The sequence below is a fragment of the Dechloromonas sp. A34 genome (assembly GCF_026261605.1).
Classification (GTDB): Bacteria; Pseudomonadota; Gammaproteobacteria; order Burkholderiales; family Rhodocyclaceae; genus Azonexus.
The window spans coordinates 171,149-195,497 of record NZ_CP102486.1 but is presented as its reverse complement, the minus strand read 5'-3'; the positions used below and the strand labels follow the sequence as shown (position 1 = coordinate 195,497).

23 protein-coding genes and 1 pseudogene are annotated in these 24,349 nt (G+C 63.4%); 18 read left to right on the top strand and 6 right to left on the bottom strand.

The genetic code is table 11. The features are described from left to right. Window positions 1-22: 22 nt before the first annotated feature. Window positions 23-1,072 carry a 2Fe-2S iron-sulfur cluster-binding protein gene (locus NQE15_RS00965; RefSeq protein WP_265945750.1) on the bottom strand — a complete coding sequence of 350 codons (1,050 nt, stop codon included), beginning with the start codon at window positions 1,070-1,072 and terminating at the stop codon, window positions 23-25. Between the two features lie 87 nt (window positions 1,073-1,159). Next, entirely contained in the window at window positions 1,160-2,188 is a 1,029-nt protein-coding gene (locus NQE15_RS00960; RefSeq protein WP_265945748.1) for a hypothetical protein, read from the bottom strand. Window positions 2,189-2,560: 372 nt separating this feature from the next. Here NQE15_RS00960 and paaN point away from each other — a divergent pair, with 372 nt between their 5' ends. The 15 genes from paaN to NQE15_RS00885 all read left to right on the top strand — a co-directional run bounded on the left by paaN (window position 2,561) and on the right by NQE15_RS00885 (window position 16,853). After that, window positions 2,561-4,228 carry a phenylacetic acid degradation protein PaaN gene (gene paaN / locus NQE15_RS00955; protein ID WP_265945746.1) on the top strand — a complete coding sequence of 556 codons (1,668 nt, stop codon included), beginning with the start codon at window positions 2,561-2,563 and terminating at the stop codon, window positions 4,226-4,228. A gap of 9 nt (window positions 4,229-4,237) precedes the next feature. After that, window positions 4,238-5,032 (top strand): 2-(1,2-epoxy-1,2-dihydrophenyl)acetyl-CoA isomerase PaaG, encoded by a 795-nt coding sequence (paaG, locus tag NQE15_RS00950; RefSeq protein WP_265945744.1) that lies wholly within the window; start codon window positions 4,238-4,240, stop codon window positions 5,030-5,032. Between the two features lie 61 nt (window positions 5,033-5,093). Continuing rightward, window positions 5,094-6,566 (top strand): 3-hydroxyacyl-CoA dehydrogenase PaaH, encoded by a 1,473-nt coding sequence (gene paaH, locus NQE15_RS00945; RefSeq protein WP_416336522.1) that lies wholly within the window; start codon window positions 5,094-5,096, stop codon window positions 6,564-6,566. Further along, window positions 6,559-7,032 carry a hydroxyphenylacetyl-CoA thioesterase PaaI gene (paaI, locus tag NQE15_RS00940; protein WP_265945739.1) on the top strand — a complete coding sequence of 158 codons (474 nt, stop codon included), beginning with the start codon at window positions 6,559-6,561 and terminating at the stop codon, window positions 7,030-7,032. The genes paaH and paaI overlap by 8 nt, the downstream gene beginning before the upstream one ends. 25 nt (window positions 7,033-7,057) lie before the next feature. Beyond that, complete coding sequence (gene paaK / locus NQE15_RS00935; protein WP_265945737.1) at window positions 7,058-8,383, top strand: phenylacetate--CoA ligase PaaK; 1,326 nt, start codon at window positions 7,058-7,060, stop codon at window positions 8,381-8,383. Window positions 8,384-8,393: 10 nt separating this feature from the next. Beyond that, window positions 8,394-9,599 carry a 3-oxoadipyl-CoA thiolase gene (gene pcaF, locus NQE15_RS00930; RefSeq protein WP_265945735.1) on the top strand — a complete coding sequence of 402 codons (1,206 nt, stop codon included), beginning with the start codon at window positions 8,394-8,396 and terminating at the stop codon, window positions 9,597-9,599. Between the two features lie 25 nt (window positions 9,600-9,624). Beyond that, entirely contained in the window at window positions 9,625-10,770 is a 1,146-nt protein-coding gene (locus NQE15_RS00925) for an ABC transporter substrate-binding protein (RefSeq protein ID WP_265945733.1), read from the top strand. Window positions 10,771-10,854: 84 nt separating this feature from the next. Further along, window positions 10,855-11,868 (top strand): 1,2-phenylacetyl-CoA epoxidase subunit PaaA, encoded by a 1,014-nt coding sequence (gene paaA, locus NQE15_RS00920; protein WP_265945731.1) that lies wholly within the window; start codon window positions 10,855-10,857, stop codon window positions 11,866-11,868. Continuing rightward, the gene (gene paaB, locus NQE15_RS00915) at window positions 11,865-12,158 is read left to right on the top strand and encodes a 1,2-phenylacetyl-CoA epoxidase subunit PaaB (protein ID WP_265945729.1); all 294 of its coding nucleotides are present in this window, start codon (window positions 11,865-11,867) and stop codon (window positions 12,156-12,158) included. Before paaA ends, paaB begins: the two co-directional genes overlap by 4 nt. Beyond that, on the top strand, window positions 12,158-12,940 hold the full coding sequence (gene paaC / locus NQE15_RS00910; protein ID WP_265945727.1) for a 1,2-phenylacetyl-CoA epoxidase subunit PaaC: 783 nt from the start codon (window positions 12,158-12,160) through the stop codon (window positions 12,938-12,940). Before paaB ends, paaC begins: the two co-directional genes overlap by 1 nt. A gap of 4 nt (window positions 12,941-12,944) precedes the next feature. Then, complete coding sequence (paaD, locus tag NQE15_RS00905) at window positions 12,945-13,445, top strand: 1,2-phenylacetyl-CoA epoxidase subunit PaaD (protein WP_265945725.1); 501 nt, start codon at window positions 12,945-12,947, stop codon at window positions 13,443-13,445. Window positions 13,446-13,467: 22 nt separating this feature from the next. Beyond that, window positions 13,468-14,565: a 2Fe-2S iron-sulfur cluster-binding protein gene (locus NQE15_RS00900; RefSeq protein WP_265945724.1), complete on the top strand. Its 1,098-nt coding sequence runs from the start codon at window positions 13,468-13,470 to the stop codon at window positions 14,563-14,565. 73 nt (window positions 14,566-14,638) lie between these two features. Continuing rightward, window positions 14,639-15,412: an enoyl-CoA hydratase gene (locus NQE15_RS00895; protein WP_265945722.1), complete on the top strand. Its 774-nt coding sequence runs from the start codon at window positions 14,639-14,641 to the stop codon at window positions 15,410-15,412. A gap of 11 nt (window positions 15,413-15,423) precedes the next feature. Further along, on the top strand, window positions 15,424-16,203 hold the full coding sequence (locus tag NQE15_RS00890) for an enoyl-CoA hydratase/isomerase family protein (RefSeq protein WP_265945720.1): 780 nt from the start codon (window positions 15,424-15,426) through the stop codon (window positions 16,201-16,203). Between the two features lie 116 nt (window positions 16,204-16,319). Further along, on the top strand, window positions 16,320-16,853 hold the full coding sequence (locus NQE15_RS00885; protein ID WP_265945718.1) for a TlpA family protein disulfide reductase: 534 nt from the start codon (window positions 16,320-16,322) through the stop codon (window positions 16,851-16,853). A 23-nt stretch (window positions 16,854-16,876) separates the two neighbouring features. On the opposite strand, the gene NQE15_RS00880 is transcribed toward NQE15_RS00885, so the two are convergent. From NQE15_RS00880 to NQE15_RS00870, 3 genes are read right to left on the bottom strand one after another with little or no spacing between them, the layout of a single operon-like run. Next, the gene (locus tag NQE15_RS00880) at window positions 16,877-17,311 is read right to left on the bottom strand and encodes a PAS domain S-box protein (protein ID WP_265945717.1); all 435 of its coding nucleotides are present in this window, start codon (window positions 17,309-17,311) and stop codon (window positions 16,877-16,879) included. Then, complete coding sequence (locus NQE15_RS00875; RefSeq protein ID WP_265945715.1) at window positions 17,308-17,523, bottom strand: hypothetical protein; 216 nt, start codon at window positions 17,521-17,523, stop codon at window positions 17,308-17,310. Before NQE15_RS00875 ends, NQE15_RS00880 begins: the two co-directional genes overlap by 4 nt. Beyond that, on the bottom strand, window positions 17,520-18,350 hold the full coding sequence (locus tag NQE15_RS00870; protein ID WP_265945713.1) for a mechanosensitive ion channel family protein: 831 nt from the start codon (window positions 18,348-18,350) through the stop codon (window positions 17,520-17,522). The genes NQE15_RS00875 and NQE15_RS00870 overlap by 4 nt, the downstream gene beginning before the upstream one ends. Before the next feature lie 362 nt (window positions 18,351-18,712). On the opposite strand from NQE15_RS00870, the gene NQE15_RS00865 reads away from it, so the two are divergent. From NQE15_RS00865 to NQE15_RS00855, 3 genes and pseudogenes are all read left to right on the top strand, one after another. Then, window positions 18,713-19,741, top strand: a complete 1,029-nt coding sequence (locus NQE15_RS00865) for an IS110 family transposase (protein ID WP_265943648.1) — start codon at window positions 18,713-18,715, stop codon at window positions 19,739-19,741. A 376-nt stretch (window positions 19,742-20,117) separates the two neighbouring features. After that, window positions 20,118-20,906 (top strand): annotated as a pseudogene (locus NQE15_RS00860) (IS5 family transposase). A gap of 82 nt (window positions 20,907-20,988) precedes the next feature. Continuing rightward, window positions 20,989-21,198 carry a hypothetical protein gene (locus tag NQE15_RS00855; protein ID WP_265945711.1) on the top strand — a complete coding sequence of 70 codons (210 nt, stop codon included), beginning with the start codon at window positions 20,989-20,991 and terminating at the stop codon, window positions 21,196-21,198. A gap of 332 nt (window positions 21,199-21,530) precedes the next feature. Here NQE15_RS00855 and NQE15_RS00850 read toward each other — a convergent pair whose 3' ends face one another. After that, window positions 21,531-24,197, bottom strand: a complete 2,667-nt coding sequence (locus tag NQE15_RS00850) for a bifunctional acetyl coenzyme A synthetase (ADP forming), alpha domain/GNAT family N-acetyltransferase (protein ID WP_265945709.1) — start codon at window positions 24,195-24,197, stop codon at window positions 21,531-21,533. Window positions 24,198-24,349 lie beyond the last annotated feature (152 nt).

Here is a 24,349-nt window from a genome sequence, read left to right as displayed (position 1 = left end):
GAACAGCGCGAATTGGGCGGCATCAAGCCGGCAGCAGGTGGTCGGCGTCGGCGGTGACCGGTTGCTGCTGGGCGAAGAAGCCCTCGGTATGGATCAGTTCATCCTTGGCGCCCAGTTGCTTGACGACCGCGACACAGGCATCGACGAATTCCGGGCTGCCGGCGGCGAAGATGGTGTGCTTCGACAGATCCTTGAACAGCTGCGGCAGCACGACATCGACCCGGCCAGCCAGATAGCCTTCGGCCTGTTCGCGGGTCAGGGTGATCTTGTAGTCGAAGGTGCGGTGCTTGGTCCGCCACCAGGCCATCATGCCCTGGCTGTAGACATCTTCCTTGGTACGGGCCGAGAAGACCATGGTCACCGGTTTCTTGAAGCCGCGGCGCAGGGCCGCCTCGGCCAGGGCGAGGATGGGCGCGAGGCCGGTGCCGGCCGCCAGGCAGAGCACGGGGGTATCGACCGAGGGGTCGCCGATGAAGGTGCCGTAGGCACCGGAAATCTTGACGTTGTCGCCGGTGGCCAGCGTGTCGTGAATCCAGTTGCTGGTCTTGCCGTCGTCGGCGCGGGCGACCTGGAGCACCAGTTCGCCGTCCGGGCGCGGGGCATTGGAAATCGAATAGGCGCGGGCCGGGATGTCGGCGCGCGGGTTGCCGACCGTGACGTACTGGCCGGGCCAGTAGCGGATCGGCTGGCCGACCGGGCGCAGGCGCAGCTCGACGACGCGGGCGGCGACCGCCTTTTTGTCGACGACGACGAACAGCGCGTCTTCGCGGGGCGGGAAAAGCTTGGGCTTGGCATCGAGGGTGCCCCATTCGATGACCAGTTCCTCGGAAATCGGCTTGGCCATGCACATCAGGCCGTAGCCCTGCTTGCGCTCCTCCTGCGAGAGCGCCATGTCGAGCACCATGCCCTGGTCGAACTGGCCGGACGTGACCTTGACCTTGCATTCGCCGCAGGCGCCGGCCCGGCAGTTGTTGGGCAGGGCGTAGCCGGCCTTTTCAAGTGCCGTCAAAACCGTATCGCCGTAGGCGCAATCGACCGCCTTGCCCGAAGGTTGCATCACGATGCGAGCCATTTTCTTTTCCCTCTGTTGTTGCGTTTCTCTGTCGCGGAAAAGCCGGCACCCGTCGGGGGCGCCGGCCTGCAGCAAGTTTTCTACATATTAGAAGACCGGAATGATGTCTTCCATGTCGATTTCGCTGACTTCCTGGCCGGTGATGCCGACTTCCGGAATCGCCGGGAACGGGATGTTGTAGCGGTCGAGAACGCCCTTCAGGTTGATCATCGCGTTCTTCCAGTTTTCCAGCTTGGCTTCGTAGCTCGGGATGCCGAAACCGGCGCCGCGGGCCACTTCCTCGCCTTCACGCTGGTTGGCGATGAAGTCGGACGGCAGGTCCCAGAATTCCATCGGCGGCTCGAACAGCACGGCCGACAGGAACAGGTAGCCGGCGCGGATCTGCTTGGTGACAATGCCCTTGGTGGCGTCGTCGAGACCCGGGTAATCGCGCTCCATGACCGCCATGCAGATCGCCATGTGACGACCTTCGTCGCGGCCGATGTTCTTGAAGCCTTCCTTGAAGACGGCTTCGCGGGAATTTTCGTACATCTGCTTGAAGATGGTGGCGGCAGCGATTTCGCCCATCAGGAAGGAGCTGAACAGAACGGCCAGGTCGTACTTGGGCACGGCCTGCTTGTAACCGGTCCAGTAGCGGCCGCCATTGAAGTACAGCCACTTGACGTTCTTTTGCAGGCGACGGCCGAGATCGGTCTTCGGCTCGTAGGTGATCGGATCGGGATGGCCGAGCAGCTTGGTGATGGCCAGGCCACACATGATTTCGTGGTTCTGTTCGTCGCGGGTCACCGAGAAGAAGCACTTGCGGACCGGATCTTCCTCATGCACTTCGTAGGTCTTGATCAGCGCTTCGGCGAACACCGGCGGCGCCGAGGCGTCGAACACGGAGAGCAGGCTCCACCAGTAGGCGATCGATTCGCGCTCTTCCCAAGTGTAGCTGTCTACATCCAGCGTATCCCAGGGCAGCTTTTCCGGATCCCAGTTTTCGCGCAGGGAGGCTTCCCAGACTTCCTGCAACTTCTTGGTCTTGGAATTCCAGGACAGCGGGTAGATGTTCGGCTGCGGGGTTTCCGGTGGAAATTCCATCTTGTCTGCAAAACGCTCTTTATTACTTGCCATGTCTCACTCCTTGTTCAGATCGTCAGAGGGTGCTGGCCAACCCGTTTTGGGCTGCCGTGGTTGAATCATGTTACAACATCGCACACTGTGTCAACGTTTTTTGTATCGCTTTAGTAAAAATAGTTGCTAACAAAGCAGCAGAACGACAAAAATATTTGCTAAATTTCCCTTATAAATCAGGAAACATTTGTTGTTTTAATGATATTTTTTCATTGGCCTCGGAACCTATTCTGTTATTTATAATCTACTCAGCACACCTCGCAACGTGATACATTTATTTGACAACATTGGCATTGCTTTGTAACGTATCAATCAGAACGCGGCTGGCACAAGCCGCTGCCCGACGAAAACACCCCATCCCGGAGGAAGCCCATGTCCCACCCACTGCTCGAAAAGCACCGCGCCACGCTCGATGGCGCCCTGAACGCCATCCACACCCGCGGCTACTGGTCAGCCTTCAATGAAATGCCGAGCCCCAAGGTCTATGGCGAAACGGCGCCGGATGACGGCAAGAAAGCCTACGAAAGCCATCTCGGCCAGCACTTCGCGCTGAACCAGCCGGGCGAAACCGGCTGGACCGGCGGCGAGCAGTCGCCCTACGGCGTCGTTCTCAATGTCCAGTACCCAGTTTGCGACATCGAAGCCCTGATCGCCGCCGGCGAAAAGGCCATGGTTGCCTGGCAGGCCGCCGGCGCCGATGGCCGCACCGGCATCTGTCTGGAAATCCTGACCCGCCTGAACCAGCAGAGCTTCGAGCTCGCCCATTCGGTGATGATGACCACCGGCCAGGGCTGGATGATGGCCTTCCAGGCCGGCGCCCCGCACGCCCAGGACCGCGGCCTCGAAGCCGTGGCCTACGCCTACCGCGAGCAGAAGTTCGTGCCCGGCGAAGCGACCTGGGAAAAGCCGCAGGGCAAGAACCCGCCGCTGGTCATGAAGAAACACTTCCAGATCGTCGGCCGTGGCGTCGGCGTCGTCGTCGGCTGCGGTACCTTCCCGACCTGGAACACCTACCCCGGCCTGTTCGCCGCGCTGGCTACCGGCAATGCCGTGATCGTCAAGCCGCACAGCAACGCCATCCTGCCCGCCGCGATCACCGTCCGCACGATCCGCGCCGTGCTCGCCGAGAACGGCATCGATCCCAACCTGGTCACGCTGTGCGTCACCGATAAACGCGAAACGACCCAGAAGCTGGTCACCCACAAGGCCGTCAAGTCGGTCGACTTCACCGGCGGCAACGTCTTCGGCCAGTGGCTGATCGACAACTGCCGCCAGGCCCAGGTCTATGCCGAGCTGGCCGGCGTCAACAACATCGTCATCGACTCGACCGACAGCTACAAGAAGATGCTCGGCAACCTGGCCTTCACACTGTCCCTGTACTCCGGCCAGATGTGCACCACCTCGCAGGCGATCCTGGTCCCGGCCGGCGGCATCGATACCGAAGACGGCCACAAGTCCTACGACGAGGTCTGCGCCGATCTCGCCCAGGCCGTCACCGGCTTCCTGAGCAAGCCGGAAGTCGCCCATGCCGTGCTCGGCGCCATCCAGTCGGCCGATACGCTGAAGCGCATCGAGGAAGCCGGCTCCGGCAAGCTGGGCACGGTCATCCTCGCCCCGAGCAGACTGGAAAACCCGGACTTCCCGAAAGCCGAAGTACGCACCCCGGTGCTGCTCGCCTGCGACGCGGGCGACGAAGCCAAGTACATGGAAGAGCGCTTCGGCCCGATCAGCTTCATCGTCAAGGTCGCCGACACCGCCGCCGCCATCGCCTTGTCGGAACGCATCATCAGCACCCACGGCGCGCTGACCGCTGGCGTCTATTCGACCAGGCCCGAAGTCATCGAGGCGATGACCGCCGCCACCTGGCGTTCCAAGGTCGCGCTGTCGATCAACCTGACCGGCGGCGTCTTCGTGAACCAGTCGGCGGCCTACTCCGACTACCACGGCACCGGCGGCAACCCCTCGGCCAACGCCTCCTATGCCGACTCCGCCTTCGTCGCCAACCGCTTCCGGGTCGTCCAGCGCCGCTACCACGTCTGAGGATCAAGCATGAATTTCGAAAACATCAAATTTGAAGTCACCGACGGCATCGCCCGCCTGACCCTGAACCGCCCGGACAAGCTGAACAGCTTCACCGGCGCCATGCATGCCGAACTGCGCGCCGCGCTCGACCATGTCCAGAACGACAAAGCCATCCGCGTTCTGGTGTTGACCGGTGCCGGCCGCGCCTTCTGCGCCGGCCAGGACCTGGCCGACCCGGACATGCAGATGATCGACGGCAAGATGCCGGACATCGGCAATGTCGTCGAAAAGAACTACAAGCAACTGGTGCTGCGCCTGCAGAACCTGCGCGTGCCGACCATTGCCGCCGTCAACGGCATCGCCGCCGGTGCCGGTGCCTCGGTGGCGCTGGCCTGCGACCTGGTGATCGCCACCCAGTCCGCCTCCTTCCTCCAGGCCTTCTCCAAGATCGGCCTGATTCCGGATACCGGCGGCACCTGGTTCCTGCCGCAACGCGTCGGCATGGCCCGCGCCATGGGCCTCGCCCTGCTCGCCGAGAAGCTGCCCGCCGAAAAGGCCGCCGCCTGGGGCCTGATCTGGGAATGCGTCGAGGATGGCGAATTCGCCGCCCGCATCGACGCCCTGGCCAAGCAACTGTCCACCGCCCCGACCAAGGCCCTGGTCCGTACCCGCCAGGCCATGCACGCCGCCCCCGGTCACACGCTGGAGCAGCAACTGTCCTTCGAAGGCGGCATGATGCGCGAACTGGGCTGGAGCCCGGACTACGCCGAGGGCGTCAAGGCTTTCATGGAAAAGCGCGCCCCGAATTTCACCGGAGAGTGAAAGCGTGAGTCACCCACCCCTACCCCAACAAACCGTCATCGCGGTGGTCGGTACCGGCGCCATGGGCGCCGGTATCGCCCAGGTCGCGGCAGCCGCCGGCCATCCGGTCAAGCTGCTCGACAACCGCCCGGGCGCTGCCGAAAAGGCGGTCGAAGGCATTCGCGCCCAGTTCGCCAAACTCGCCGAGAAGGGCAAGATCAGCGCCGAAGCCGCCCAGGCTGCCGGCGCCCGGCTGATCCCGGTCGAGCAACTGGCCGATCTGGCCGACGCCGGCCTGATCACCGAAGCCATCGTCGAGAACCTAGAAGCCAAGCAGAAGCTCTACGCCGACCTCGAAGCCATCGTCGGCCCCGACTGCATCTTCGGCACCAACACCTCGTCGATTTCGGTGACCGCCATCGGCGCCGCGCTGAAACGCCCGGAACGCCTGGCCGGTCTGCATTTCTTCAACCCCGCCCCCTTGATGGCGCTGGTCGAGATCGTCTCCGGCCTGGCCACCGACCAGGCCATTGCCGACACCCTGTTCGCGACCGCTGCCGCCTGGGGCAAGACCCCGGTCCATGCCAAGTCGACGCCCGGCTTCATCGTCAATCGCGTCGCCCGCCCCTACTACGCCGAGGCCCTGCGCCTGGCCCAGGAAGGTGCCGCCGACTACGCCACCATCGATGCGGTCATGCGCGAGGCTGGCGGTTTTCGCATGGGGCCGTTCGAACTCATGGACATGATCGGCCACGACGTCAATTTCGCCGTCACCAACTCGGTCTGGCGCGCTTTCTATAACGACCAGCGCTTTCTGCCTTCGCTGATCCAGCAGGAACTGGTCGATGCCGGCTTCTACGGCAAGAAGAGCGGGCGCGGCTTCTACGATTACCGCGAGGGCGCCGTCCGCCCGACACCGCGCATCGAAGCAGCGCAAGCCCCGGTCGGCAAGATCACCGTGTATGGCGAGTCAGGCGCTGCCGAAGCCCTGGCCGAGCGCCTGGAAACCTGCAGCCTGTCATTCAGCCGGGCGCCCGCCAATGATGGCCGGATCGCCGAGATCGGCCGCGCCGTGCTCGCCGTCACCGACGGCCGCAGCGCCACGCAACGGGCCTTTGAGACCGGCGTCGCCAACCTGGTGCTGATCGATCTGGCGCGCGACTACACGACGGCGGGCTGGCTGGCCGTCGCCGTCGCCGAACAGTGCGAGCCGGAAGCCGCCCAGGCCGCCATCGGCCTGCTGCAAGCCGCCGGCTTCACCGTCTGCCGCCTGGCCGACATTCCCGGCCTGGCCGTCATGCGCACCGTCGCCATGCTCGCCAACGAGGCCGCCGATGCCGTCAACCAGGGCGTCTGCTCGGCCACGGCAGCCGATTCGGCGATGCGCCTCGGCGTCAATTACCCGCAGGGACCGCTGGCCTGGGCCGACCAGGTCGGCCTGCCCACCATCCGCACCGTACTCGCCAACCTCGGCGCCAGCTACGGCGAAGACCGCTACCGGATTTCGCCGCTGATCCAGCGCCAGTTTTTTGCCGGAAAGAAGATTCATGACTGAACACAAACTCACCCCGGCCGAGGCGCAAGCCATGGCCGAAGCCACCGCCGAAGCCATGTGGGCGCGCGACCGCGCCGCCCAGGCGCTGGGCATCAAGATCGTCCGCGTCGCCCCGGGCACCGCGCTGCTCACCATGGCGGTCCGTCCCGACATGGTCAACGGCCACCACATCTGCCACGGCGGCATGATCTTCAGCCTGGCCGACACTGCCTTCGCCTACGCCTGCAACAGCTACAACAAGAACACCGTCGCTTCGGCCTGCCACATCGACTTCCTGGCCCCGGCCAAGGAAGGCGAGATGCTCGAAGCCGAAGCGGTCGAACGCTCCGCCTCGGGCCGTACCGGCGTCTACGACATCACTGTGCGCGCCGGCGCACGGACCATCGCCCTGTTCCGGGGCAAGAGTTACCGGATCAACGGCGAAGTCATCGCCGGATTGCAGCAAGCCGATCAACAGGCTGCCTAAGCCTTAGCCAATAGAGGAGACAACCATGACCGTCAAGAAACCAATGCCCGGCGATCTCGACCCCATCGAAACCGCCAGCCGCGACGAGATTTCCGCGCTGCAACTCGAACGCCTGAAGTGGTCTGTGCGCCACACCTACGACAACGTCGCGCCCTATCGCCAGAAGTGCGAGGCCAAAGGCGTACACCCGGACGACCTGAAAACACTGAGCGACCTCAGCAAGTTCCCGTTCATGACCAAGCTCGACCTGCGCGACAACTACCCCTTCGGCCTGTTCGCCGTGCCGCGCACCAAGCTCGCCCGCCTGCATGCCTCGTCGGGCACCACCGGCAAGTCGGTGGTCGTCGGCTACACCAAGAACGACATCGACAACTGGGCGACCGTCGTCGCCCGCTCGATCCGCGCTGCCGGCGGCCGGGCCGGTGACATGGTCCATGTCGCCTACGGCTACGGCATGTTCACCGGCGGCCTCGGCGCCCACTACGGCGTCGAACGCGCCGGCTGTTGCGCCGTGCCGATGTCCGGCGGCCAGACCGAGAAGCAGGTCCAGCAGATCATGGACTTCAAGCCCGAGATCATCATGGTCACGCCGTCCTACTCTTTGGTGATTGCCGAGGAATTCGAGCGCCTGGGCATCAAGCCCGAGGAAATCTCGCTGAAGGTCGGCATTTTCGGCGCCGAACCTTGGGGCCAGGGCATGCGCCACGAAATCGAGCGCAAGCTCGGCATCGACGCCATCGACATCTACGGCCTGACTGAAGTCATGGGCCCGGGCGTCGCCTGCGAATGCATCGAGACCAAGGACGGCCCGGTGATCTGGGAAGACCATTTCTACCCCGAGATCATCGACCCGGAAACCGGCGAAGTGCTGCCCGACGGCGAGGAAGGCGAACTGGTCTTCACCTCGCTGACCAAGGAAGCCTTCCCGGTCATCCGCTACCGCACCCGCGACCTGACCCGCCTGCTGGCGCCGACGGCCCGTTCCTTCCGCCGCATCGACAAGATCACCGGCCGTTCCGACGACATGCTGATCATCCGCGGCGTGAACGTCTTCCCGACCCAGATCGAGGAGCAGATCCTGCGCGACCAGCGCCTGGCCGGCAATTACCAGGTCGTGGTCACCCGCGAAGGGCACATGGACAACCTCGAAGTGCGCTGCGAAGTCCAGCGCGAACTGTCCGGCAAGCTGTCGCCGGCCGAGATCCAGACCATCGGCAAGGAACTGCAGCACCGCATCAAGACCATCATCGGCGTCTCGACCAAGATCACGGTCATGGAGTTCGACGCCATTCCCCGCACCCAGGTCGGCAAGGCCAAGCGCGTGCTCGACGAGCGCCCGAAGCAGGACTGAGGAAATGACCATGACTGAAGCTTTTATCTGCGACGCCATCCGCACCCCGATCGGCCGCTACGGCGGCGCCCTGGCCGGCGTCCGTGCCGACGATCTCGGCGCCATCCCGCTCAAGGCGCTGATGGAACGCAATCCGCAGGTCGACTGGTCGGCCGTCGAGGACATCATCTACGGCTGCGCCAACCAGGCCGGCGAGGACAACCGCAACGTCGCCCGCATGTCGGGCCTGTTGGCCGGCCTGCCGGTCGACGTGCCGGGGACCACGGTCAACCGCCTGTGCGGTTCGGGCATGGACGCCATCGGCCTCGCCGCGCGCTCGATCAAGTCCGGCGAAACCGAGCTGATGATCGCCGGCGGCGTCGAGAGCATGTCGCGCGCCCCGTTCGTCATGGGCAAGGCCGAATCGGCCTTCTCGCGCAACGCGGCAATCTTCGACACCACCATCGGCTGGCGCTTCATCAACCCGGCGATGAAGAAGCTCTACGAAACCCACTCCATGCCGCAGACGGCCGACAACGTCGCCGCCGACTTCGCCATCAACCGCGCCGACCAGGATGCCTTTGCCGTCCGCTCGCAGCAGCGCTGGGCCGCCGCCCACGCCGCCGGCCGCTTTGCCGACGAACTGGTACCGGTCATCATCCCGCAGAAGAAGGGCGAGCCCAAGGTCGTCGACACCGACGAGCACCCGCGTCCGGAAACCACGCTCGAGATGCTGGCCAAGCTCAAGGGCGTCAATGGCCCTGAACTCTCGGTCACCGCTGGCAACGCCTCGGGCGTCAATGACGGCGCCTGCGCCCTGCTCCTCGCTTCCGGCACCGCCGCCGAGCAATACGGTTTGAAACCACTGGCCCGCGTCGTCGGCATGGCAACCGCCGGCGTGCTGCCGCGGATCATGGGTTTCGGCCCGGCACCTGCGGTGCGCAAGGTGCTGGCCAAGACCGGCCTGAGCCTGGCCCAGATGGACGTCATCGAACTCAACGAGGCCTTCGCCGCCCAGGGCCTTGCCGTCCTCCGCGACCTCGGCCTGGCCGACGATGCCGCCCACGTCAATCCCAACGGCGGCGCCATCGCCATGGGCCACCCGCTCGGCATGAGCGGTGCCCGGCTGGTGACCACCGCCGCCTATGAACTCAAACGTCGTGGCGGCCGCTACGCCCTGTGCACCATGTGCATCGGGGTCGGGCAAGGCATTGCCATGGTCATCGAGCGTGTCTGACAACAACCCCTGGAGAAGACAAACCATGAAACAAAGCATTAAGAAACTCGTTGCCGGGGCCACCCTGGTCCTCGGCGCCTTCGGCGCCATCGCCGCCGACCCGATCAAGATCGGCTCCGTACTGTCAGTCACCGGCCCGGCCGCTTTCCTCGGCGATCCGGAACTGAAGACGCTGCAACTCTACGTCGAAGACATCAACAAGAAGGGCGGTGTGCTCGGTCGCCCGCTGCAACTGGTGCATTACGACGACGGCAGCGACGCCAGCAAGGCCAACGGCTTCACCAAGCGCCTGATCGACGACGACAAGGTCGACATCCTGATCGGCGGCACGACCACCGGCGCCACCATGTCGGCCGTGCCGCTGGTCGAGAAGGCCGGCATCCCGTTCATCTCGCTGGCTGGCGCCGTGGTCATCGTCGAACCGGTCAAGAAGTTCGTTTTCAAGACCCCGCATACCGACCGCATGGCCGCCGAAAAAGTCTTCGAGGATATGAAGAAGCGTGGCCTGACCAAGGTTGCCCTGCTCTCCGAAACCTCCGGCTTCGGCGGTTCGGGCAAGAAGGAAACTGAAGGCGTTGCCGGCAAGTACGGCATCACGCTGGTCGCCAACGAAACCTACGGCCCGAAAGATACCGACATCAGCCCGCAGCTGACAAAGATCAAGAACAGCGCCGGCGTCCAGGCCGTGTTCGTGTTCGGCCTCGGCCAGGGTCCGGCAATCGTCACCAAGAACTACAAGCAACTGGGCATCACGCTGCCGCTTTACCAGTCGCATGGCGTCGCGTCCGATGAATTCCTGAAGCTGGCCGGGCCGGCCGCCGAAGGCGTCCGCCTGCCCTCGCCGGCCCAGCTGGTTCCGGAAAAGCTGGCCGCCAACGACCCGCAGAAGCCGATCGTCACCGCCTATGACAAGGCCTACAAGGCTGCCTACAAGCAGGATGTATCGACCTTCGGCGGCTATGCCTACGACGGCCTGATGCTCGCGGTCGACGCGATCAAGCGCGCCGGTTCCACCGACAAGGCCAAGGTCCGCGACGCGCTCGAAGCGACCAAGGGCTTCGTCGCCACCAGCGGCACCTTCAACATGTCGCCGACCGACCACATGGGCCTCGACCTCTCGGCCTTCCGCATGCTCGAAGTCAAGAACGGCGACTGGACTCTGGTCCAGTAAGCCGTCGGAGCAGCCGATGCCCCGATAACGACAAACCGGTTCCGGCGCCCCCTCCGGAACCGGCCCAACCCCACGGAGAACCCTATGTACACACAGTCTTTCAATGTACCCGACGCCCCCGGTGCAAAGACCGTCGCCCTGGCTCCATCCCATGAAGACCCTGCCCTGCAAGCCGCATTCGATGCCCGCATCGATGCCGACGGCCGCATCGAACCGCAGGAATGGATGCCCGACGCCTATCGCAAGACCCTGGTCCGCCAGATCAGCCAGCACGCCCACAGTGAAATCGTCGGCATGCTGCCCGAAGGCAACTGGATTTCGCGCGCCCCGAGCTTGAAGCGCAAGGCCATCCTGATCGCCAAGGTCCAGGACGAGGGCGGCCACGGCCTCTACCTCTATTCCGCCGCCGAAACCCTGGGCACCAGCCGCGACCAGATGCTCGACGGCCTGCACAGCGGCCGCGCCAAGTACAGCTCGATCTTCAACTACCCGACCCTGACCTGGGCCGACGTCGGCGTGATCGGCTGGTTGGTCGATGGCGCCGCGATCATGAACCAGATCCCGCTCTGCCGCTGCTCCTACGGCCCCTATGCCCGGGCCATGGTGCGCGTCTGCAAGGAGGAGTCCTTCCACCAGCGCCAGGGCTACGAAGCCCTGCTCGTCATGATGACCGGCACCGAAGAACAGAAGGCGATGGTCCAGGACGCCGTCAATCGCTGGTGGTGGAAGTGCCTGGCGATGTTCGGACCGCCCGACGCCGACAGCCCGAACAGCGCGCAAGGCATGCGCTGGGGCATCAAGCGCGTCTCCAACGACGAGCTGCGCCAGAAATTCGTCGATGCCACCGTGCCCCAGGCCAAGGTGCTCGGCGTCACCCTGCCCGACCCCGATCTCAAGTGGAACGAGGAACGCCAGCACCACGACTACGGCACGATCGACTGGGACGAATTCTGGGCCACCGTGAACGGCAACGGCCCGTGCAACAAGGAACGCCTGGCGACCCGCGTCAAGGCCTACAACGACGGGCAATGGGTGCGCGACGCCGCGCTGGCCCACGCCCGCAAACAGCAAGATCGCGCCCATAAGGAGGCAGCATGACTACCGCATTGAAAGAATGGCCACTCTGGGAAGTTTTCGTCCGCAGCAAGCAGGGCCTCGAACACAAGCACTGCGGCAGCCTGCACGCCGCCGACGCTGCCCAGGCGCTGGACATGGCCCGCGATGTCTATACCCGCCGCCAGGAAGGCGTCAGCATCTGGGTCGTGCCTTCGGTCGCGATCACCGCCAGCAACCCCGATGAGAAGGGCGAATTGTTCGACCCGGCGGCCGACAAGATCTACCGCCATCCGACCTTCTACGACATCCCGGACGAAGTGGGGCACATGTAATGAGCGGCGCCCTCGACTACCTCCTCCACCTCGCCGACAACGCCCTGGTCCTCGGCCAGCGCAATGCCGAGTGGTGCGGCCACGGCCCCATCCTCGAGGAAGACATCGCGTTGTCCAATGTCAGCCTCGACCTGATCGGCCAGGCCCGCCTGCTCTACCAGCTGGCCGCCCGGCTCAAGGGTGGCGACTGTACCGAAGACCAGCTGGCCTATTTCCGCGACAGCGGCGAGTTCCGCAACTACACGCTGCTCGAACTGCCGCATTCGGGCCCGCTCTCCGGCTACGCCAAAGGCAGCCTGGACTACGCCACGACCATCGTCCGCAACTTCCTCTACAGCGCCCTGATGGCGCTGCTCTGGGAAGCCCTGGAAAAGTCGGCCGATGCCGATCTGGCTGCGATCGCCGCCAAGTCGCAGAAGGAAGTGCGCTACCACCTGCGTCATTCCCGAGACTGGCTAGTCCGTCTCGGCGACGGCACCGACGAATCGCATGCCCGGACCCAGGCCGCCGTCGACCACCTGCTGCCCTACACCGAGGAATTCTGGGCCGGCAGCCCGGCCGAAACGGCGGCCGTCGCCGCCGGCATCGGTGTCGACCTGGCAACGCTGAAGGCCGACTGGGATGGCATCGTCGATACCGCCCTCGCCGAAGCCACGCTCAAGCGCCCGGCGGTCGGCGGCTATGTGCCGGAAGGCAAGCTCGGCCTGCATTCGGAGCACCTCGGCTTCCTCCTCGCCGAGATGCAGAGCCTGGCCCGGGCCCATCCGCAAGGGGTGTGGTAAAGCCATGACGACCACCGTCGAGGCCGCCTGGAGCGCGCTGGCCGAACTGGCCGATCCGGAAATCCCGGTCATCTCGCTGCGCGATCTCGGCATCCTGCGTGATGTCCGGCAGGGCGCGGACGGACTGGAAGTCGTCATCACGCCCACCTACAGCGGCTGCCCGGCGATGGACCAGATCGAGGACGATGTCCGGGCGGCCCTGCTCGCCAAGGGCATTGTCGCCCGCGTCGTGACCCAGCTCGCCCCGGCGTGGACCACCGACTGGATGACCGAGGCCGGCAAGGAAAAACTGCGCGCCTACGGCATCGCGCCGCCGCACCAGACCCCGCCCGGCAGCAATGTCGTCCGCTTCATCGCCCGCCCGGCCAAGGCCGAGACCGTACCCTGCCCGCATTGCGGCTCGGCCCACACGGTCGAGTCCTCGCATTTCGGATCGACGGCCTGCAAGGCGCTGTACAAGTGCCTGGATTGCCAGGAACCGTTCGACTATTTCAAGCCTTACTAAAAAAGTACCGGAGCCCCCAGCCATGTCAGCCCTCCGCTTTCACGAACTCACCGTCAAGCGTGTTAACCCCGAAGCCGCCGGCTCGGTGGCGATCACCTTCGACATTCCCGCCAATGTGCGGGACACCTTCAACTTCCAGCCGGGGCAGTTCCTGACCCTGCGCACCCAACTCGACGGCCAGGACGTTCGCCGCACCTATTCGATCAGCAGCCCGCACAGCCGGCTGGCCAAGGCCGGCGAACTGGAGATCGGCATCCGCCCGGTCGAAAACGGCTTGTTCTCGAACTGGGCGGCACAGACCATCAAGGCCGGCGCCAAGCTCGAGGTCATGCCACCCGACGGGCGCTTCGTCGTCAAGAAGCAGCGTGCCATCCACCGCGTCGGCTTCGCGGCCGGCTCGGGGATCACGCCCATCCTGTCGATTGCCGCCAGCACGCTGGAAGAGCAGCCGGAATCCAAATTCACGCTGATCTACGGCAACCGCCGGATGTCGAGCGTGATGTTCAACGAGGCGCTGCAGGACCTCAAGGACCGCTACCCGGACCGCCTGACGCTGATCCACATCCTCTCCCGCCAGGCGCAGGAAGTAGACCTGCTGCAAGGCCGCATCGACGGCGACAAGGTACGCGCCGTGATCAAGGCCCTGCTCCCGGCCGCCAGCATGGACGAGGTCTTCATCTGCGGCCCGGAAGCGATGATCGAGGCCACCGAAAAGGCCCTGATCGAAGCCGGCGTCCCGGAAAGCCGGGTCTACGCCGAGCGCTTCACCTCCGGCCCGGCCCAGGCCGCCAAGATCCAGGCCGACACCGATGCCGCCCCGCTGCGCGAGAAGGCCAGCAAGGACATCGCGCTGACCATCGTCCTCGACGGCAAGGAACACGAGCTGCAGATCGGCGCCGACGAACATGTGCTCGACGCCGCGCTCGATGCCGGCCTCGACCTGCCCTTCTCGTGCAAGGCCGGCGTCTGCTGCACCTGCCGCGCCAAGGTGATGTGCGGCGAGGTGGTCATGGACAAGAACTACACCCTGGAAGCTGACGAAATGGCGCAGGGCTACGTGCTGAGCTGCCAGGCCCGAGCCACCACCAAGCAACTGACGGTCAGCTTCGACGAGCGCTGATTTCCGCCTATCCAATACTGCACTTGGGCCGCCCCTCGGGTCCCTCCGGGGCGGCCATTTTTTGGAGACCTCCATGTCCCAACTCGTACTGACTGAAATCATCGGCAAGGTCGGCCTGATCCGCATCAACCGCCCGGAGGCGATGAATGCGCTGAACAACGACGTGGTCGACGGCATCGGCGCCGCGATCGATGCTTACGAAGCCGACGAAAATATCGGTTGCATCGTCATCACCGGCAATGAGAAAGCCTTCGCCGCCGGGGCCGATATCGGCTTCATGAAGGATTTCGACTACATGCACGCCTATCAGACGGACTTCATCACCCGCAACTGGGAACGCATCAAGACAACCCGCAAGCCGGTGATCGCGGCGGTCGCCGGCTTCGCCCTGGGCGGCGGCTGCGAGATGGCGATGATGTGCGACATGATCTACGCCGCCGATACCGCCAAGTTCGGCCAGCCCGAGATCAAGCTCGGTACCCTGCCCGGCGCTGGTGGCACGCAACGCCTGCCGCGCGCCGTCGGCAAGGCCAAGGCCATGGACATGTGCCTGACCGGGCGGATGATGGATGCCGCCGAGGCCGAGAAGGCCGGCCTGGTCGCCCGCATCGTCCCGGCCGATCAACTGCTGGAAGAAACCCTGAAGGCGGCCCAGACCATCGCCGGCTTCTCGCTGCCGGTGGTCATGATGATCAAGGAATCGGTCAATCGCGCCTTCGAGTCGTCCTTGAACGAAGGCCTGCTCTTCGAGCGCCGCGTCTTCCACGCCGCCTTCGCGCTGGAAGACCAGAAGGAAGGCATGGCCGCCTTCGCCGAGAAGCGCAAGCCAAGCTTCAAGAACCGCTGAGGAGGCCCGCTATGTACCAGACCCTGGAAATCGAACGGGCCGGCAAGGTCGCGACGATCTGGATGAACCGCCCGGCCGTCTTCAATGCCTTCGACGAACAGTTGATCGCCGAGCTGACTGCCGCCTGCACCGAACTCGACGCCGACCCCGGCGTGCGCATCGTCGTCCTCGGCGGGCGCGGCAAGCATTTCTCGGCCGGAGCCGACCTCAACTGGATGAAGCGCGCCGCCGGCTTCACCCATGTGCAGAATGTCGAGGATGCCCGCAAGTTCGCCGCCATGCTGCGCACCTTGGCCGGCATGAGCAAGCCGACCATCGCCCGCGTCCAGGGTGCCGCGCTGGGCGGCGGCACCGGCCTGACCGCGGCCTGCGACATGGCGGTGGCGAGCAGCGACGCGGTGTTTTCGACCTCGGAGGTAAAGTTCGGCATCATCCCCTCGGCGATCAGCCCCTACGTGCTGCGCGCCATCGGCCCGCGCCACGCCCTGCGCTACTTCCAGAGCGCCGAGCGGATCACCGCCCAGCGGGCACTGACCATCGGCCTGGTCGGCGAGGTCGTCGAACTCTCGACGCTCGATGCCTGCGTCGGCCAACTGGCAGAAGCCCTGCTGCAAGGCGGCCCGCAGGCTCAGAAAGCGGCCAAGGACCTGATCGCAGCCGTCAACGGCAAACCGATCGACGCAGCGATCAGCGAGGAAACCGCCCAGCGCATCGCCCGGCAGCGCGCCACCGAAGAGGCCAAGGACGGCATCGCCGCCTTCCTCGACAAGCGTCCGCCGAGCTGGCTGTGAGGCGTTTGCGCTGCCCGCCGCTGCGGAAAGCGCAAACCTTTATGGCTTGGCAAAGTCTCATCCAGGACGGCGGCCGCCTCGCTTTGCCCCCTAATGAAAACTCACCGGATGAACGCATGAACCTGCCCAGCCAGCCCAATTCCCCCTCCCGCCAGGCGGCCAGCCCCTGGCGCAACCGGCTCGTCGCCAGCCTGCTGCTGATCCTGGCGGGGCTGCCGCTCCTTGCCGCCGGCGAGGACGCCGACGCCCTGCCGGTACTCGAAGTACAACGGCTCGACGGCAGCCGCCAGGCGCTAAGCGACAGTCGGGGCGTCGTCACCCTCGTCGTCATCTGGTCGCCCGAGTCGCTGGCCTCGCGCAAGAGCCTTGGCGAACTGCAGCGCTTCACGGCCCGGCATCCGCCGGGCGAGATCAACGTCATCGCGGCAGCAACCGAGGGCGACGCGGCGCAACTCCGGCAATTCGCCAGCGAGCGGAAACTCGACCTACCACTGAGCATCGTCGGCGTCACCAACCTCGGCCCGTTTCCCGAGGCAACCCTGCCGCATGTCCTGATTATTGACGGCGACGGCAGCTTGCGGGCCGCCCATCGCGGCCTGTTCCGGCTGCAAACACTGGAACAACTGGTCGCCCCGCCTCGCCGGCCCTGACTGCATATTGAGCCGCAGCAAAACTAGGCGTCACCCGCCAGTGCTGCCAGTCGGGCGCGCAAGGCACTCTCATCCAGATGGCGTTGCGTCGCATCCCGGGCCACCGCCACGGAACCGATGGCCTTGGCATTGCCATCGCTCACCACGGCAAAGCTCATCTCGACGTAAATCGACTTCCCGTCCTTGGTCAGCGCCCGGGTCACCGTTGCCCGACCGTGAAGCCGGGTCGTGCCCTGCACCATGGCCCGGTGAAAACCCGCCCAATGGGCCGCCCGCAAGCGTTCCGGAATGATCAGGTCGAGGCTCTGGCCGATCGCCTGCTGGCGCGGGTAACCGAAGAGCGCCTCGGCGGCGGCGTTCCACTGGCGGATGACACCTTCGGTGTCGGCATAGATCAAGGCCTCGGCCATCTGTTCGGTGATCAGGCGATCGATATCGGGTTGCGTGCTGTCGTTCATGGGAACCTCGATTCGTCAGGCAAGGGCTCGTCCTCTTTGGACAGGATGCGCCAGGCATACATCAGGCTGGCTTCATTGAAGTCGCGCCCGCTTTCCAGATCACGCCACCAGCGGGTCGCGTCGCCCGGCCGCTGCGCCAGGCAGCGCCAGCGCCGGCACTCGCCGCTGCACAACTCGATCAGGTAAATCGCGTTCGCTTGCGGTTCGGTCATTCTGCGGTGCCGCCCAGCATCCTGACCTCGTATTGCGGCAGGGCCAGGGCAATGTTTCTCGCCAAGAAGGTCTCGAGGATCGCCTTGTTCACCTCGCTGATCGCCCCGTCGTAATCCGGCACCTTGACCCAGGGGCAAACGCTGATGGTGAGGCCGGATTCGGAAAGTCGGGTCACCCCGACGATGGGCGCCGGATCCTTCAGAACCCGGGGGTTGGTGCCCAGAATCCCGTTGATCAGCTCGAGGGCGGCATTGACATCGGTGCGGTAGGAAATGCCGACCGAAATATTGGGGCGCCGGATCTGTCCATAATTGTGAAGAATCTCGCCAACGATCTTGCGGTTGGGAATCACCACCCGTGAAAGATCAGTATGGCCCAGCGTGGTGGTGAACAGGCTGATATCGAGGACTTCCCCCTCCTCCTTGGCGATGGAGATGTAGTCGCCGACATGAAAGGGCCGGGTAAAAATGATGCTCAGACCAGCCACGATGTTGCCGAGGATCCCCTGCATGGCCAGAGCAACACCAGCCCCGGCTACGCCCAGCCCGGCTATCAGCGGCAATAGCTCGATCCCCAGATTCTGCAGCGCCATGATGGCGAAAATGGCCAGAACGCAAATCTGGGCAATGCGGACGAGCAGCGAACGCACCGGCGCCTCGAGCTTCAGGCGCATCAGGAGACGCGCCAGGCCACGCCCCACCCAGCGCCCGACTACGTACCCGGCACACATGATGAGGATGGCGACGATCACTTTGGGGCCGAAACGAACGGCCATATCGAGGGCGGAAGCCCTGATCTGATCGAACGACTGCAATGAAGTGTCCATGGCACGGTTCCTTTAGATGAGAGGACCTTGAGCGAGAGATCGCCGACGATGATTACAGTACCGCATGGATCTTGAAAATTCGAGGCCCATATTCAACAGTAATGTTTGGATGCGATACAGCGATACGGCGGAATGGAAAATGGGGTCGCCTGGACGGCCTCAGTTGTGCCAGAAGCCGCCCTTCTATGATTCAAGAACCCTCAATTTGAACCGGACTTTCAGTGTGCTCAGAAGTCTTTGGAATGTTATTTGGCATGCATATGGGTCTAAGAGGCTAATGGGATGGTCGCCCCTCCCAGAAACGGCATCAAAGTGCCAAAGTGGCGATAGCAATATCCCACTGAGTGAGAGGAGCGACCGAAATGAAGATTACGACAGTTGGCATCGATCTGGCAAAACAGCTCTTTCAGGTTCATGGTGTTGATGAGCGAGGAAAGGCGGTGCTCAAGAAGCAACTGAAGCGCGATCAAGTATTGCCGTTTTTCGCCAATTTTCAGTGCTGCCTGATCGGCCTGGAAGCCTGTGGTGGCGCTCATTTTTGGGCGAACAAACTGCAGGCGATGGGCCATACGGTGAAACTGATGGCACCGCAGTTTGTAAAGCCGTATGTGAAGAGTAATAAGAACGATGTGGCCGATGCCGAGGCGATTTGTGAGGCGGTAAGTCGACCAAACATGCGCTTTGTGCCAATCAAGACAGGCGAACAGCAAGCAGTTCTGGCACTGCATCGAGCCCGCCAAGGCTTCGTCAAGGCGAGAACGGCTCAGGCCAACCAGATTCGTGGCCTGCTGGCTGAATACGGCATCATCATCCCGCAAGGCATTGGGTACATCGGTAAGCGACTGCCCGAGATTCTGGAGGATGCTGAGAACGGCTTGCCTGGCATTTTTCGCCACCTGATTGCACGCCTTGGTGACCACCTCAAAGAGTTGGATCGGCAGGTCCAAGACTTGGAAGTACAAATCCAAGCGTGGCACCGGGAGAGCGTGGCGAGTAGAAAGTTAGCGCAGATTCCCGGCATTGGCCCGATCACGGCAAGCGCCTTGGTAGCATCGATCGGGAATGCGCGGAACTTTGAGAATGGGCGCCAATTGGCAGCTTGGTTAGGGCTGGTACCACGCCAGAACTCCAGCGGCGGCAAGCAAACGCTGCTGGGTATCAGCAAACGAGGCGACACTTATCTGCGAACCCTGCTAATCCACGGAGCACGAGCCGTGGTTCGTATCGCCGAGCACAAAGCTGCCTATGCCGGCAGTTGGCTCGCGGAGGTTATGGGACGACGTCACAAGAACGTGGCCGCAGTGGCACAGGCCAACAAGAACGCTCGAATTGTTTGGGCACTCCTGGCTCACGAGCGAGACTACGAACCCTGCTACGGATCGGCGGCATGAATATGGGTTATCCACAGTGCCGCTGCCCTACGGTCTAAAAGGACCTTCGGCCATCGGCCCCATGGATAACCCTGCAAGGTAACAATACAACGGCAGCAAACATCAAGGAGAACCACCGATTGCACAGGCAATCATGACGTGATGGCGAAATAGGTTAGACCGGGATCGGTGAATGCTGCTGTGAACTTCGTACTTCGGGTACTGGGGGCTGTTGAGCGACCGATCTGCATATTCCATCAGGGACAGAGGCCTTGGCCTCGATCAAAGTCCGGATCTATGGCTGCAATCTCCACCTGTTGAACGTCACTGATTGAGGGCTTGGCAAACCGGGGCGACCATCTATGTTCACAATCATTTGCATGTCGTAAACTGGGGCATGAGAAAGAGATACCCCAGCGATATCAGCAAGGAAGCATTCGAAGAGATCAGGCCCTTGCTGGAAAGCGTGCGCAAACAGACCAAGCCGCGGACGGTTGATTTATATGAAGTGTTCTGCGGCGTGCTGTATTTGCTGAAAAGCGGTTGCCAGTGGCGGATGTTGCCGAGTGAATATCCGAAATGGCGAACGGTGCATGCCTACTTCGCCAAGTGGAGCGAGCCTGGTCCAGACGGTTTCAGCGTCCTGGAGCGGGCTTTAAAAAATGTGGTTGGCGAGGCTCGTACAAGACAGGGGCGCAAATTCTCGACGAGCTTTTTGATCGTCGACGCGCAGAGCGTCAAGAATACCGATAGTGCGGGCGAGAAAGGCTACGACGCCGGCAAGAAGGTATCGGGGATCAAGCGCCACATTGCGGTCGATACCCAAGGCTTACCCCACGCGATCGCCGTCACGACGGCCGACGTCACAGACCGCAAGGGTGCATTGCTTGCTCTCGGTCGTTGGGCGGCTGATTTGCGAGCCGTGCAGCGCATCTTGGCCGATGGTGGATATGTCGGTCAGCCATTTGCCCAGGCCGTTGAAGAACTGCTCGGCGCTGAGGTTCAAATCGCCAAACGCAGTGAACTGCACACCTTTGCCGTTATGCCTCAGCGCTGAGTGGTTGAGCGATCATTCGCCTGGATCGAAAAATACCGCCGTTTGTGGAAAAACTGCGAACGCAAGCTCAACACCAGCCTACAGTTCATTCACCTCGCCTTCCTCGCCCTTTTGCTCAAAAGATCGTGAACAGGTTCTAAGGCACAATCCATCCCCCTGCAATTTCAGTTTCAATGCAGATAAACCAAAAACTCATTCCGAGGACGATTTAATGAAAAAACTACCAGTTTTCGTGGTCCTGACCGCAGCTATTTCTCTATCTGGCTGCGTAGCAACAACTTACGCAAAATCAATCGCTGTAACGAAGGATGCGAACGGCAATATTATTCAGACGGTGGAAACTGAAGGTGTAGTTCAGCCAGGCGGTCAAGGTTGGCCGGTGAAGTTTCAGTACCTCAAAGGTGTAAAACCCAACGAATAAGAGCACCAGTACTAGAAGTTATTAGGAACAATGCGAATCTGGTGGGGTACGAAGTGGGGGTGGAACCCCGTAAACCGTACCCCGCTGAAGCAAACGACGATGAATGGGCCTATGTTGTCCGTGACTGACGCTGCGCCACGCCCCAATGACCTGACTGTTCGTTCAATAAGCAGCGCTGGATAGCTCGCTTTCACGCTGGCGCCAAATCCGCATGATTTTCCGCTATAGATGTGACAATTAAAGTGATTGGTTCGAAAGCTTGACCCGCCATTTACGTTGCCTGCTTCGGTTGGCGGATAGTCGATTCCCCAACCCTTCCGATTGCTCCCAGCTCACCCCCCCAGCGTCTTGACGATCCGCTTGGCGCTGCGGTCCTCCGGATGCGGCAGGATCGAGAAGCCGAAACTCTCCATCAGGCGCAGCATTTTGGCGTTCGACGAAAGCACGTCGCCGACCATGGTTCGATAGCCGGCTTGGCGGGCGCAGTCGATCAGGGCGGCCATCAGGCGGCGGCCGAGGCCGCATTTTTGCCAGTCGTCGGCGACTGCCAGGGCAAACTCCACCGCTTCGCCGTCCGGTGACAGCGCGTAGCGGGCGCTGCCCACCAGGCGCTCCTTGCCGTCGTCGTTGATCGTGGCGAGCAGGGCCATTTCTCGGCCGTAGTCGATCTGCGTGAAGCGGGCAAGCAAGGTTGGCGGCAGTTCGCGGATGGAATCCATGAAGCGGAAGAAGCGCGACTCTTCCGACATGCTGGTCACGAAGGCCTGTTCGAGCGGCGCATCTTCCGGACGCACCGGGCGCACGAAGACGCTTGTGCCATCGATCTGCCATTCCTGAAGCAGGTGCGAGGGGTAGGGGCAAATCGCCAGATGGCCGAAATCGCCATGCTCCGCGCTGTGGGCATGGTCGATGACGATGCGGGCATCGGCGGCGATGGCACCGTTCTCATCGACGATCAGCGGATTGATTTCGAGTTCCCTGACCCAGGGCAGTTCGCAGACCAGCTCGGAGATGGCGATCAGCACCTTCTCGATCAGCGTGCGCTCCAGCGCCGGCGTGTTGCCGGCCTGCCCCAGCGCCTGACCGATCCGGGTGGACTCGATGAGGTCGCGGGCGAGGAAGGCGTTGAGCGGCGGCAGCGCCAGCGCCCGGTCGCTGAACAGGTCGTTGTCGGCGCCGCCGGCGCCGAAGGTGATGACCGGGCCGAACAGCGGGTCGCGGAAGGTACCGACCATGATTTCGCGGGCATTCGCGCGCGCCAGATGCGGCTCGATCGAGACGCCGTTGATGCGCGCCTCGGGCTGACGCTGGCGGACGGCGCCGACGATGTCCTGGTAGGCGTTGAGCACCGATTCGGTGCTCGCGATGTTCAGGCGCACGCCGCCGGCTTCGGATTTCTGTGCCAGATCCGGAGAGTCGATTTTCATGGCGACCGGGAAGCCGAGTTGCTGGGCGATGAAGATCGCCTCGGTCGGAGTGTGGGCGACCACCGTCTGCGACACGGCGATGCCGAAGGCGCTGAGCACTGCCTTCGATTCCATCACCGACAGCACGCTGCGCCGCTCGGCGAGCAGAGTTTCGATCAGCAAGCGAGGATTGCCGGGGCGCGGCGCCGTGGTCTTGCCGGCCGGGCCCGGCGTCTGGACCAGTAGTTTCTGGTTGCGGTAGTACTTGGCGATATTGTGGAACAGTTCGATCGCCGTATCCGGGGTCGGAAAGACCGGCAGCCGGGCGTTCTCGAGCAGTTGCCGGGCCGCGGCGACCTGGCCACCGCCCATCCAGCAACAGCAGATGGTTTGCGTCGTCTTGCCTGCGGCTTCGGCGATCGCCTCGGCCACCGCCAGGGGCTCGGCCATCGCGTGCGGCGCCATCAGCACCAGCGTGCTGTGCACATTGGGGTCGCCGGCAACGGCGAGCAGCGCGTCGCGGTAGCGCTCCGGGGTGGCATCGCCGCCGATGTCGATCATGCCGCCATGCGACCAGCCCCGCGGCAGCAGGCGATCGAGTTTCTCGGTGGTATCGCTGGCCAGGCGTGCCAGCGGGATGCCCAGGTCGCCGGCACGGTCGGCGGCCATGACGCCCGGCCCGCCGCCGTTGGTGAGGATGGCCAGTTGCCGGCCGCGCGGCCGGAAGCCGCTGGAGAGCGACTTGGCGGCGTGGAACAGCTGGTCGACGTTCTGGACACGGACGACGCCGGCGCGCCGGATGGCGGCGTCGAAGACCGCGTCGGCGGTCGGCGAACCTTCGCCATCGACCGGATGCCGCCCGCCCTTGAGCAGGATGACCGGCTTGACGCGCGCCGCCGAGCGCAAAGCGCTCATGAACTGCCGCGCATTCCGGATCTGCTCGACGTAGATCAGGATGTGGCGGGTCTTGTCGTCGTAGATCAGGTAATCGAGGATTTCGCCGAAATCGACGTCGGTGCTGCGTCCGAGCGAGATCAGCGAGGAAAAGCCGATTTGGTTGCTCGCCGCCCAGTCGAGCACCGCCGAGCACATCGCCCCCGACTGCGAGACGAGCGCCAGTTCGCCAGCCTGCGCCGGAATGCGGGTGTAGGCGGCATTCAGCTTCTGGTCCGGGCGCATGATACCGATGCAGTTCGGGCCGAGGATGCGGACATTGCCGGTGCGCGCGATCTCGCGCACCTTGCGTTCGAGCACCGCGCCGCTGTTGCCGGTTTCGGAAAAGCCGGTGGCGACGATGATGGCGTTGCGCACCCCGGCCCGGCCGCATTGCGCCATGATCTCGGGGATGCTCCGGGCCGGCGTCGCGATGATGGCCAGATCGACCCGGCTCCCGACTTCCTCGATCGATGGCCAGCAAGGCTGACCGAGCACCGCCGCGTGGCGTGGATTGACCGGGAAAATCCGGCCCTTGTAGCCGCCGGCCAGCAGGTTTCCGAGGATCACCGCGCCGACCGACTGCGCGCGCTCGGAAGCGCCGATGATGGCGATCGAGCGCGGCGAGAACAGGGAATGCAGATAGTGTTGGGTACGCATGACGGCCCGCTTAATGTGTTACATAAATTAATACTAACACTGAAATATTGTATCGCTTGTAGCCTGTTGCTCGGCGCAGCGTTTGCCGGTACGGCATCCTGGTCTTTGATAAGGTGTAGTCAAGCATTATCTTGTTATATAGAATCCATTGC